Origin of the sequence: Chryseobacterium sp. S0630 (assembly GCF_024158915.1) — a bacterium.
GTDB lineage: Bacteria > Bacteroidota > Bacteroidia > Flavobacteriales > Weeksellaceae > Chryseobacterium.
Window position 1 is genome coordinate 54,077 of the sequence record NZ_JAMZGF010000001.1, and the last position, 13,027, is coordinate 67,103.

Here is a 13,027-nt window from a genome sequence, read left to right on the forward strand (position 1 = left end):
GTACAAATTTTTTTGTACCGGTTTTTTTTATTCTATGATGAGATAAATCCCTTTGTTGCAGGCTTTCCCTGAGGAATTTTCTTTTCAGAAATACATTGAATTTCTTGTAAATAATATAAACTTGCAGAAAATTTCATAAAAATTATTTGATAAAAAAAGATGTAAATGATAAATATTGTAACTTTGTTTGGTTGAAAACTTATAACAAACATATCGGCCACATTCTTGTCCTTTGTCTGGTGCTTTTCTTAGTACCGAACTTAGGCTTTGCGTGCACAAAGAAAGATATAAAAAAGGATCAAACTTTAGGTTATAAGTGTCAAACCAGCAGCTTATCAGATAAATTCTGCTGTAAACCTGGTTTTTGTAAAAAAGATAAAAACCATAATGACTGCAATGGCAAATGCAAACACAATTCGTGCCGATGCGGAACTGTGATCTCATTAACAGGGCTTCCTGTTATGGCCGATCTGAAAATCAAAAATCATTTCAGAGAAGAAACGAAACTTAAATTTAGTTTCAGTCAAACCTATTATTCTTCAGGTTTTTCTTCTATCTGGCAACCTCCCAAAATAGGATAATTATCTGGCCGTACAGCCAGAAATAGGTCTTGTCGAAAGCAAACTTTTGTTTTCGGACAATCTGTTGTATTCCAATTATCAATTTTTAAAAATCAGAAAAATGAAATCATTATCAAAAATATTGATGGTAATCAGTGCATTACTATCATACACCATAGGTTTTGCACAGATAAAAAATGCAAAAACAGAGGCGGTAAAAATATATGGCAACTGTGATATGTGTAAAACCAATATCGAAAAAGCCGGGAATCTAAAGAACATTTCATCTGTAGTATGGAATGAAGATACAAAAATGGCTACCCTGAATTATGATGCCCAAAAAACAAATCAGGAAGAAATACTGAAACGTATTGCTTTAGCCGGTTATGACAGTGAAAAATTCTTAGCTCCGGACGATGCTTACAGTAAGCTGCCAGGCTGCTGCCAATACAAAAGAGAGCTAAAACCTGCCAGCATGAATAAAGATAAGGAGATGAATATGAATAATGAACACACCAATCATGATCACAGCAAAATGACTGAGGCTAACAGTTCTGAAAATAAAAATGAATCTCAGCTTAAAGCAGTTTTTGACAATTATTTTTCTTTAAAAGATGCCCTGGTAAATACTGATGCAGGAACTTCATCGGCAAAGGCCGCCTCGTTGGTAAAAGCCATTCAGAATGTTGAAATGGGCAAGCTTTCCAATGAAGAACATACCGTTTGGATGAAAGTTTTAAAAGACCTGACAACACAGGCAGAAAAAATAGCAAGTACTAAAGACATTGAAAAACAGAGAGGCACTTTTGCACTCCTGTCTGAAAATATCTATGCCCTTACCAAAGTTTCAAAACAGAGCGAAACGGTGTATTACCAGCATTGCCCAATGTTTAATAATGGAAAAGGAGCAAACTGGCTTAGCAAAGAAGAAGCTATCAAAAATCCGTTTTACGGGTCCAAAATGCTTACCTGTGGCAGTGTTCAGGAAACGATTAGCAAGAAGTAATAAAATTTTTAATAAGTAAGTATCAAAACAATGAAACATATAATAGTATCAATCATCATATTAACAGCCGTAATTTCCTGCAAGCAGTCTCCAAATAAAGAAAGTGAACTAAAAACACAGGACAGTACATCCATATCTGAAACAAAGACGGCTCCATTACATGATTCTTTAGTTGCCGCTGAACCAGTAAGTGCTACGGCTCAGAAAACTGAACCAGTTAAAACAGAAACTCAGGTCCAAAATTTTAGTATTGAACCTATTATTAAAGATTATTTGGCTCTTAAAAATGCACTTGTTGCAGACAATGACAAAGGAGCAGCCAGTGCAGGGAAAAAATTACTGGCGACCATCAAAAATGTGGATGTGAAAAGTATTCCTTCCGGTAAACAAAAAGAGTATCAAGAAATAGCAGACAACGCAAAGGAAAACGCTGAACATATCGGTGATAATACCGGGAAAATTGATCATCAGCGTGAGCATCTGGCTTCTTTAAGCAAAGATGTTTCGGATCTTATTGCCTTATTTGGCAGTTCACAAAAACTGTATCAGGATCATTGCCCAATGTATAATGACGGTAAAGGAGCAGTGTGGATCAGTGAAACCAAAGACATCAAAAATCCTTATTATGGAAATCAGATGTTAAGCTGTGGTTCTGTGAAAAAACAGTTCTGAGAATGAAACAAATACTGAAAAGAATTTTGGTATTTGTTCTGTTTCTTTTTATTGCAATACAATTGTATCAGCCCGCCTTTAATATAGACAAAGGCAAGGCTGTTACAAAAGATTTTACAAGGGTTTATAATATGCCGGCTGAAGTACAAACTCTGTTTCGGAATTCCTGCTATGATTGTCATAGTAATACGACCGATTATGCATGGTACGATTATATACAGCCTGCAAGAGCACTTGTAGAAAACCATATTAAAGACGCAAAAGATGACCTGAATTTCAGTGAATGGGAAACCTATTCCAACCGAAAGCAGGTAAGATTGCTGAATTCAATAAAGGAACAGATTGTAAACAGACAAATGCCACTGTCGTCGTATACTCTAATGCACAGAAAAGCAAAACTGAGTGATGGCGAAATTAAAATAATGACCGAATGGTTAAAAGAGCAGAGCAAAGTTTATGAATAAAAATAATACAATCAATATACCTCAGAATATCACCATAAGATTACTTCAGGCAGTTTTGATTTTCTTCTGCTGGCAAGGTGTTTTAGCACAGAAAGTAGTACGATATGAGCTATATGTAAAAGATACCCTGGTCAGCTACGCCGGGAAAGAAAAAAGGGCCATCGCTGTTAACGGACAGATACCAATGCCTACTCTTACCTTTACAGAAGGAGATACCGCAGAAATTGTAGTCCACAATCAGCTGAAAGAAAGTACATCACTGCATTGGCATGGAGTATTTTTGCCCAATAAAGAAGACGGTGTACCTTGGTTGACCCAAAAGCCCATAAAGCCTGGCGCTACCTATACCTATCGTTTCCCGGTTATTCAACATGGAACACACTGGTATCATTCCCATTCCGGGCTTCAGGAACAGATTGGAATGTATGGAAGTTTCGTCATGAAAAAAAGAGAGGATGACAAAACCTTCAGAAAAGGAATTGATGACCTGCCTACAGTTCCTATTATTTTAAGTGAATGGACGAACCTGAATCCTGATAATATCAACAGAATGCTGCATAACGCGAATGACTGGGCAGCGATTAAGAAAAACGCCACACAGTCTTATGTAGAAGCCATTAAAGAAGGTCACTTTAAAACAAAATTGACCAATGAGTGGAAACGCATGCTGGCCATGGATGTAAGTGATGTGTATTATGATAAAGTGTTAATCAATGGAAATAACAGTACAGATTTAAAAACTGTAGACGGCAAAAAACTAAAAGCAGGAGATAAAGTACGTTTAAGGATCTCAAATGGAGGAGCTTCTTCCTATTTTTGGTTACGCTATGCAGGAGGTAAAATTACGGTTGTGGCCAATGATGGTAACGATGTGGAACCGGTAGAAGTAGACCGACTGATTATTGCTGTTTCTGAAACTTATGATGTCGTAGTAACCATTCCTCAGGATGGCGTTTCCTATGAATTTTTAGCTACTACAGAAGACAGAACCCAATCTGCAAGCTACTTTGTAGGTAATGGAATCAAACAACTCATTTCTCCTCTTCCCAAACTTAAATACTTTGAAGGAATGAAAATGATGAATGACATGATGAAAATGAACGGAGATCTGAATGATATGGGAATGAAAATGAGCCTTAATCAAATGGATATGAATGTGGTGATGTACCCTGAGATCACAGGTGATGGGAAGAAAAAACAGGATCACAGCCAGCACAATATGAATGCAGATAAAGGAATGGATAAGGAAATGAACATGGATAGCAACAGGTATAATGCCAATGCTTTAGGCAATATTAAAACCCTGAATTATGCCATGCTGCAATCTCCTCATAACACAGAGCTTCCTAAAGATGCTCCCGTAAAGGAATTAAAATTTACCCTCACCGGAAACATGAACCGCTATGTGTGGAGCATGGATAATAAAATCTTATCTGAAACCGATAAAATCCCGGTAAAAAAAGGAGAAATATTAAGAATTACCATCTATAATAATTCCATGATGAGACATCCGATGCATTTACACGGTTTTGACTTCAGGGTAATTAATGGCAAAGGAGAAAAGTCTCCCCTGAAAAATGTACTGGATGTGATGCCAATGGAAACCGATACGATTGAATTTCAGGCTAATGAAGAAGGAGACTGGTTCTTCCACTGCCATATCCTTTATCATATGATGGCAGGAATGAATAGGGTTTTTGCAGTAGATGATTATAAAAATCCATATTTACCAGACAAAAAAGAAGCCTATAACATGCTTCAGAGAGAAAGCAATATGCCCCATTTTATGATTCAGAATGACTTTGCAACCAATGGAAATGATGGGGATGCAATGCTTCAGACCGCAAGATGGAACCTCTCTACAGAATGGCGTTTAGGTTATAATGATATGCACGGATATGAAGTGGAAACGCATTTGGGAAGATACATCGGGAAGATGCAGTGGTTTATGCCATTTGTAGGATTCGACTTTCGTTATAGAAAAATGGGAATTGATGAGCAGGAGAAAAATATCTTTGGACAAAAAAATGAAAAAGATACCCGAAGAGCGGTGAGCTTAGGTTTTGTGTATACTCTTCCGATGCTTGTGAACTTTCAGGCAGAAGTATATCATGACGGTATCGTTCGTTTACAGTTGATGAGAGAAGATATTCCAATCTCAAAACGATTGAGAGGAGGTTTTATGGTCAATACCGATAAAGAATACATGACTGAATTAAAGTATATTCTTAATAAAAATGTAAGCATTCGTGCCCACTATGACAGTGATATGGGATGGGGAGCAGGAATTTCTTTAGCGTATTAAATGATAGGGGATAAGAAAGATTAATAATTACTCAATTACAAGAAGCAGCTATTTAATGGCTGCTTCTTTCTTTTAGATATATAGACGAATATACTTTAGCGGAATGTTTTGCTTTCCACATGACTTTTTTCATACAGACCAAAATAAAGTACAACAATGGATTTATATTTATAGCTGAATGTAAGCTTGTTATGATTTTAAAGAAAATTTATCAATCAATCAATATTAATTATAATTAGAACAAATAAAAATAAAATCCTTTTTCCTTTGGGAGTTTACAGGTGAACCTTTAATTTTGCTATTTATAATAATTATAAATAATGAAATTGTATCAGCGTATTTTTATCTTTCTCATTTTTACCCTTACAATTTCCCTCATTAAAGCACAGGATGCTGATTTTACAGTTCAGGGAGCTGTACAGAATCACGCAATGCAGGGATTAAATGGAGTAAATATTTTTGTTGAAAACACAAAAATAAATACAAAAACCGATCAAAACGGAAATTTCAAGATTAGTTACAAGAAAGGAGAAGCTACATTAGTCTTCAGTCTGGATGGTTACAAAAAACTCAAAAAGAAAATAAACTTTGGTAGCAAAGTATCTCCGGTAATTATCCAGTTAGCTGATGATCATGCGGCTGTTCAAGAAGTTGTAGTACACGGCAAGGGTAAAGTAAAAGCACTGCAAGACGGTGCTTTTACTGTTAATGCTATTGATGTTGCTAAATTGGCCAATACCACAGCAGATCTTAATCAGGTTCTGAACAGAACAACAGGGATTAAAGTCCGCCAACAGGGAGGTATAGGTTCCGATTATAACTTTTCTATCAATGGAATGTCAGGTAAAGCAGTGAAATTCTTTATCGATGGTGTTCCTTTGGAAATGCTTGGAAAAGGTGTGGATCTGAGTACGTTACCTGTAAATATGGCAGACCGTGTAGAGATCTATAAAGGCGTAGTTCCTATCCATTTAAGTACAGATGCTATGGGTGGAGCGGTCAATATTATTACGCCGTCAAGCAGCAAAAATTACCTGGATGCAAGTATAAGTATTGGTTCTTTTAATACACAGCGTATCAATCTGAATGGACAGTTTAAAGATGATAAAACCGGAATTATCATGCGTATCAACAGTTTTTATAACCATTCGGATAACGACTATCTGATGAAGGATATGAAAATCTGGAATGCTGCTAAAAACGAATATGAGCTAAAAGACCTGAAACGTTTTAATGACAGGTATCAATCTGTTTTTGGGATGGCTGAAGTAGGATTGGAAAACAAAAGCTGGGCAGATTCTTTCTTTGTGGGAATGTCACAATCCGTTTTTGACAAACAGATCCAGACCGGTTCCAATCAGGAAGTAGTATATGGAGGGGTAAAGCAAAACGGACAGGCTCATAATTACTTTATGAAGTATAAAAAAACAGGTCTGTTCAATGATCATCTGGATGTGAATGTGTATGCCGGTTTCTCAAAAAGCTTTCAGAAAGCAACAGATACCCTTATGCGTAAATACAGCTGGGATAATACTTTTGAACCTTCAGCAACAAGTGAAAAAGGAGGAAGAACGATCATCATGCAGCATGAAGACCGTCTTTACTCACAGGTTGGGGCTACTTACAAAATAGTTGAGCATCACAAGCTTATCTTCAATTATGTACTTGATTATCTTAAGAATACCACATTCAATCAACTTGAAGAGGAAAAAAAGAATGTACCTCCGGCGAAGATGACCAAACAGATTTTGTCTATGGCTTATCAACAGGAGTTTTTCAATAAGCATTGGACTAATATTTTCTTTGCTAAATACTATCAGGTAGGACTTCAGAAAATGGTTTTCGATCCGGTGACCAGAACTGATAATCCGGCAAAGGACAATTTTAGCAGCTGGGGCTATGGTCTTGCTACCACTGTGAAAATTACAAAAGAATTAGGAATAAAAGGATCCTTTGAACGCTCTTATCGTTTGGTAGAACCACAGGAAATTTTCGGAGACGGAGTTGCTGTAACCAGTAATATGAATCTGAAACCTGAAACCAGTAATAATGTAAACGTAGGGTTATACTATGGTCATCATTGGGGGCAGCATGCTTTCCGTATAGAAGGAGCAGGGTATATTCGGGATACAAAGGATTTCATTTATACCGTTCCCAATTTATATAACAGTACTTTCAAATATGAAAACCTGTCTAATATCTTTACACGAGGACTGGAAGGAGAGATCAGTTACCAATACAAAAGACTCCTGAACGTGTTAATGAATGTGAGCTACAACAAAGCGTATGACAATACAAAATTTGCCAATAACAGTGAAGATGTAGTTTCGGCTACTTACAAAAAAGATGTTCCCAACCAGCCTTGGTTATTTGGAAATGTAAATGTAAGCCTTGGTAAAGACGACTGGTTTCAGAAAGACAGCAGGATAGAGCTTTACTACGGACTACAGATGACAGAATGGTTCTACAAAAACTGGAAATCCTATGGAAATCCCCGCAACATTCCGATTATTCCAAGACAAACGCTTCACAACATAGGTATAAGTTATTCCATGAAGAACGGAAGATATAATCTGGCGTTTGATGTAAGCAACGTTGGGGATGCACTGGCTTATGACAATTTCAAACTTCAGAAGCAGGGACGTGCTTTCTATTTAAAATTCAGATACCTACTTAAGTAAAAGATCATGACACAATATTTCAAAAACAGTATACTTTTAATACTTGCATGTTTAACCATTTTTAGCTGCGAACGCGAACCTGGTTTCAGTGACTCTGAAAGTGGTGAAAAAGACTATAAATATTTTTTACTTTCCGCTCTCGGAAGCTGGCCCAATACGGTACATTACATGACGGCTACCAATGACCTGACAAAAGGCGAAATGGATATTACCAAAGAAGGAGATGAAATTAATTCCAAAGGAACTTACTCCTACATTGTAAAAAATGGTTTTATCTACAACTATAAAACCGATCAGGGTATTTTCAAAAAATTTAAATATACACAGGATAGGCTGACCACTGTAAAAGAAGTGCCTTATACCTATATCAGTGACATTGCCAGCTATGTTTGGATAGATAATAATACTTTGGTTATTGTTGGAGATACAGGTGATGGTCAGCATATACGCTATAGTGTTTTCAATGCTGCTGACCTTAGTATTATCCGTCAGGGTGAGATTGAAGGATTTCAGCCTTTCCCAAATGCTTATAACTTTTATTCACTAGGCGCTATGACGTATATGGATGGACAAATCTATTTGCAGTACAGCTTCCGTGATGGTAAATGGCTCACTCCGGAATTTTATAATTTTGCTGTAATAGATTATAATACCTTCAAAGTAAAAAATTCCATAACAGATAACCGAAGTTCCGGGGTAGCCAATGGTTCTCCCTATTTCAAAACTACTTTTACAAAAGATAAAGAAGCTTTTTATTACACATGCTTTCCACGTGCAGGAGCTGGAACAAGTGATATTTTCCTTTTCAGGGCTCTTAAAGGCGCAACTTCGCCGGATGCAGGATATCAGATCAATCTTACCAATCTTGTTGGTGGGAAGCCTCTGGAAACAGTTATCGATTATATCGGTAACAATAAAATGGTAGTTCTGTACCGTGATCAGGCATTAGGAGGCAGCTACAATGGTCGGTATGCTATTATAGATATCGAAACCAAACAGTTGGTAAGGGTTCTGGACGAATTGCCGGGAGATGAACCTTACGAACAAGGTATGTTTGTTCAGAATAACAAATTATACATTGCTGTAAATGCCAGTAAAGGAGGAAACTATGTCTGGATTTATGACCAGCAAACGGATAAGATAACCAAAGGAATGAAGCTTCCCAACAGTATTTCCGGATTTGCCCGTTTCGATAAATTTTATGACTAATTATAGCGTATAAATTTCGTAGAAAATATAAAATGTTTATTTGATTGAAAACCGGGTCTCAAAAATTTTTGAGACCCGGTTTTTTGTAAATGATTACCGATTATTCTAAGCTGTCTGAGAGGTTTTATTTCTTTTAAAGCTTATAATTGAATGACAGCGTTACCACACGGCTGTCCAGATTGTATTTTTGTCGGATGGTAGAGCTGAAGTTATTTCCTGTTACACGGTAATTATTGGTCTTTAATAAATCAGTTACGGCAAGCTTTACGGTTGCTTTATCCTTTAATAATGTTTTAGAAACCCCCAGTGTCAGGTCAAAATAAGCATCACGGATAAACAAGCCAATATTAGATTTCGAAAAATACTGTCCATTAGCCTCTGCTTTCAATCCTTTTGCAATGCTGAAGCTGTTTTGTGCGTTCAACGTAAATGCCAGTTGTGAACTGTTGACCGAGTAATTCTGGTAGTTACCCTTATATTCACTGTTGAATACATTCAGCATAGAAGTAAGCGACCACCATTTAAAAAGCTTTGTAGTAGCCGTAATATTGGCACCATATACATAAGATTTGTTCAGGTTATCCTGAGTTTTTACCAGGATTCCTGTGTCTGGCTGATAGTTGTATACCTCTGTCATTACATCATTTGTAACACTAAAATAGGCTGATGCAATAATGTATTTGCCCCAGGTATATCCCAATTCTGTTGCGTGGGTAAATTCCGGATTCAGATTCGGGTTTCCTTGCCAGTAGTTGAAAGGATCATCATAAAAACGAAACGGATTCAAATCGAAGTGGCTTGGCCTGTTGATTCTTTTACTGTATGAGGCATAAAACCCATGTTGATCATTCATCTGGTATTTTACTGATGCACTTGGGAAAAGGTTTGTATAATCTCTTTTTCGTTGTTCCTTGGAAGTTTTCTGGTTGATATCCGTATGGGTTATTTCTGTTCTCAACCCCAGCTGAAATGTCCATTTCGTAAGATTAAGTTTGTAGTTGGCATACAATGCATGTATCTGCTCTTTGTATGCATATTCATTACTTGCTTTATCATCATTAATCCATTCTTCACCCTGTTGTATAAAATATTCCGAAGGATTGTTATTAGACTTTATAGTCGACTTTAATCCTGTTTCCAGATTATGCATTTCGCTGAAAGGCAGCGTAAAGTCTGCCTTAGCATTGAAAACTTTCAGGCGGGAAGCAATGCTACCTCTTCTATTGTTGAATTTCTCTGTTCCCAGATTCACCAATACATCTGAAATCTGATTCTGATTTGAAGAAAAACGTGAAGTTTCGTATTCCAGATCCACATCTACCTTATAATCCTTATCATTGAAGATATGGGTACCCTTTAAATTATAAGTATAATCGTACCAGTTTTCTTTGCTTTTATTATCTGAAAGTACATGAGCAAACAGGTTGTCTATCGGCTGAAATATTCTGTTTTCCCCTTTCGAAAAATCTTCATATCTCCCTATTTTAGCATCAAATAAAGCCCCAATAGTTGTTTTATCACTAAAAGCATAATCAGCGCCAAATTTAAAGTTATTAGAAGTTAAAGGCTCATTGGTCATGGAGTTCTGATCTGTTCTCCGGGTCATTTGCTGAGGTTGATTCTCATCGAAGAAAATCTGACTAAAGTCCCGTTTTTCTTCTTCCCCACGAAAAGTATAGCTGTAATCTCCGTGTAGAGAGAGTTTATTGTGAGTATAGTTCAGGCTCAATCCTGTATTTATTCTGTTTTTACGACCTCTTCCTCCGTTAAGATAATAGTTGCCACTCAATCCTTCTGATGAGCTTTTTTTCAGTACAATATTGATGATGCCCGCATTTCCAGCAGCATCGTATTTAGACGAAGGATTGGCAATTATTTCAATATTTTTTACCAGTGTGGAATTGGTAGAACGTAACAGGTTGGCAAGCTCTTTTGCCGACAGTGAGCTCAGCTTACCGTTAATCATTACACTTACTCCTTTTTTGCCCCGTAATGAGAGTTCACCTTCTTGCGAAACGACCACACCGGGTGTTTTGCCAAGCAATTCCAAAACTGTGGTACCATCAGACAATACACTATTCTCTACATTAAAAATCATTTTATCAGCTTTTTGCTGAAAAACGGCTTTGCTCCCTCTTACTACGATGCCACTAATCTCTGAGATTTTATCTGTCTGTAAAGAATCGTTCTGACTTTCTGTCTGTCCGTAGGCATTCAGGCTCGCCATTAAAGGGAGCCATATATAGTGTTTCTTCATGATAATAGATTTAGGTTGTTGGTTTTTTTTTATTTTTTCTGCCCCACCAGATCATAAATCCGGTTATGGGCAATGAGGCACAGAATAAACTCATAATAAAGGCCAGAATTTTTCCGGGCATTCCGAAAAAAGCTCCCACATGAAGATCATATGTAGCATCTGTAGCCCTTTCTGCCATAGGTTTGTCTTCGTGGGGATGGTTAAATAAAAGCTTCCCCGAATGTTCATCGAAAATCATCATCGAAGACTCGGCATAAGTAAACTCTTTATCCTTGATCCAGATGCTTAAATTATCGTGTTTGTGATCTGCTTCAGCATGGTCTTCCAGATCAATTCCAAAAGAATAAGCTTTCGGATAATGAGTTTTTACCTGTTCTATAATACGGTCTATGGTGGTTACAGTCTCCACAGATTCCGGAGCTGTTGTTTTATATTGACTGAAATCTGGGGTAGCAGTGGAAAAGCCATTCAGTAATGCATATACCCATACTTGCGTAATCCGAAACGAATACATAATACCCGTGATGGCTACAACAAACGCAAGAAAAGAGGCATAAAACCCAAGGATATTGTGTACATCGTAATTTTTACGTCGCCAGCCTTTTACTTTCTCCCAACGGAACCATAGACGCTGTTGACGCATTTTTTTATTCTTCGGCCACCATAGAATAATTCCCGTAATCAGCATTATGACAAAGATAATGGTAGATACTCCCACGATAGTACCGCCAATTTTATTGCTTAGCAGCAACGAGCGGTGCAGAGTCATGCAGATAAAGAAAGGATTATTTTTTACATCATATATGGCGAGTACCTTCCCGGTATATTGGTTTACATAAACGTTTTTATAAACGATGAAGGTATTGAAGTGATTCCAGCCCTCTTCATTAACTTTAATCAATCCGAACTGATAAGAGCGGGCAGGATCTATAGGAATCGTTACTTCATCTGTTTTTACGATTTCATTTTTCAGCTGGGCATTCACAATATCTTTTAGCTCGCGTATAGGAATCGGTTTCTTATGCTGAATATCTTTTTCTCCATGGAAGGTTGTTTCCTTACGCAATGCAGCGGTAATGTCTTCATTGAAAACAAAAAATGCACCTGACAAAGAAACTATTAGTACAATGATACCTGATAATAATCCGAGCCATAAATGAGCTTTCAGAATATATTTTTTGAAGGTTCCTTTGGATTTTTTATGACCGGTCTTCTGCATTTTATATCTATTTAGTCTTATTAAAAATAAATAAGCCACAAATATAACTTTATTTATATTAATTCTAAACAGCGAGATAACTTTATTTCTCCTTTAAAACCTGATTTTTATTAGGATGTATGCAATCTGAACAACATAGAAATCTTAATAGCTTTGAAGAACCTCTCTCAATGCTCTTTTATTAATATGTTTTTAGTTATGCTTATTTATATAGAAAATCATTAATGTAACTTTCAGATTTTCAAAATACTATATTGTTTACTTTTACTCCAAAAACACACCATGCTGATCAAAATTTATGGAAGTGCCATTCATGGAGTGGCTGCACAGACCATTACTATTGAAGTGAATGTAGATACCGGAGGAGTAGGGTATCATCTCGTAGGGCTTCCTGATAACGCTATTAAGGAAAGCAGTTATAGAATTTCTGCAGCCCTGAAAAATGTAGGATTTAAAATTCCTGGTGTCAATTACAAAAGTAAATGATAATATACAACTAAAAATGATAAAATTATAACATTCATGATAATATCATTGTATTAATACAACATGAAATACCGTGTTTTTACTGAATGTTTATTCACTAATTTTTAAGAATTTTAGTGCAATTGTTTATTTTCTCAAAAATAATACATGAATTACGGTTTACCGTAA

9 protein-coding genes and 1 pseudogene are annotated in these 13,027 nt (G+C 36.6%); 8 read left to right on the forward strand and 2 right to left on the reverse strand.

Annotated features, from left to right (window positions below):
• Positions 1 to 146: 146 nt before the first annotated feature.
• From NK356_RS00265 to NK356_RS00295, 7 genes are all read left to right on the forward strand, one after another.
• On the forward strand, positions 147 to 581 hold the full coding sequence (locus NK356_RS00265; protein WP_156106358.1) for a hypothetical protein: 435 nt from the start codon (positions 147 to 149) through the stop codon (positions 579 to 581).
• A 100-nt stretch (positions 582 to 681) separates the two neighbouring features.
• Complete coding sequence (locus NK356_RS00270) at positions 682 to 1,566, forward strand: DUF3347 domain-containing protein (protein ID WP_253315897.1); 885 nt, start codon at positions 682 to 684, stop codon at positions 1,564 to 1,566.
• A gap of 30 nt (positions 1,567 to 1,596) precedes the next feature.
• Positions 1,597 to 2,238, forward strand: a complete 642-nt coding sequence (locus tag NK356_RS00275; protein WP_253315898.1) for a DUF3347 domain-containing protein — start codon at positions 1,597 to 1,599, stop codon at positions 2,236 to 2,238.
• A gap of 2 nt (positions 2,239 to 2,240) precedes the next feature.
• Complete coding sequence (locus NK356_RS00280; protein ID WP_034691926.1) at positions 2,241 to 2,702, forward strand: heme-binding domain-containing protein; 462 nt, start codon at positions 2,241 to 2,243, stop codon at positions 2,700 to 2,702.
• A 10-nt stretch (positions 2,703 to 2,712) separates the two neighbouring features.
• Complete coding sequence (locus tag NK356_RS00285) at positions 2,713 to 5,007, forward strand: multicopper oxidase domain-containing protein (protein WP_034692060.1); 2,295 nt, start codon at positions 2,713 to 2,715, stop codon at positions 5,005 to 5,007.
• A 320-nt stretch (positions 5,008 to 5,327) separates the two neighbouring features.
• Complete coding sequence (locus tag NK356_RS00290) at positions 5,328 to 7,688, forward strand: TonB-dependent receptor (RefSeq protein ID WP_253315899.1); 2,361 nt, start codon at positions 5,328 to 5,330, stop codon at positions 7,686 to 7,688.
• Between the two features lie 6 nt (positions 7,689 to 7,694).
• Positions 7,695 to 8,897, forward strand: a complete 1,203-nt coding sequence (locus NK356_RS00295; RefSeq protein WP_253315900.1) for a hypothetical protein — start codon at positions 7,695 to 7,697, stop codon at positions 8,895 to 8,897.
• Between the two features lie 133 nt (positions 8,898 to 9,030).
• Here the strand turns inward: NK356_RS00295 and NK356_RS00300 are convergent, their stop codons facing one another.
• Together NK356_RS00300 and NK356_RS00305 are read right to left on the reverse strand one after the other, a co-directional pair.
• Positions 9,031 to 11,154, reverse strand: coding sequence for a TonB-dependent receptor (locus NK356_RS00300; RefSeq protein WP_253315901.1), 2,124 nt, complete (start codon positions 11,152 to 11,154; stop codon positions 9,031 to 9,033).
• A 10-nt stretch (positions 11,155 to 11,164) separates the two neighbouring features.
• On the reverse strand, positions 11,165 to 12,373 hold the full coding sequence (locus NK356_RS00305; protein ID WP_253315902.1) for a PepSY domain-containing protein: 1,209 nt from the start codon (positions 12,371 to 12,373) through the stop codon (positions 11,165 to 11,167).
• A gap of 282 nt (positions 12,374 to 12,655) precedes the next feature.
• On the opposite strand from NK356_RS00305, the pseudogene NK356_RS00310 reads away from it, so the two are divergent.
• Positions 12,656 to 12,838: pseudogene (locus NK356_RS00310) on the forward strand (magnesium chelatase domain-containing protein); the annotation flags it as partial.
• Positions 12,839 to 13,027 lie beyond the last annotated feature (189 nt).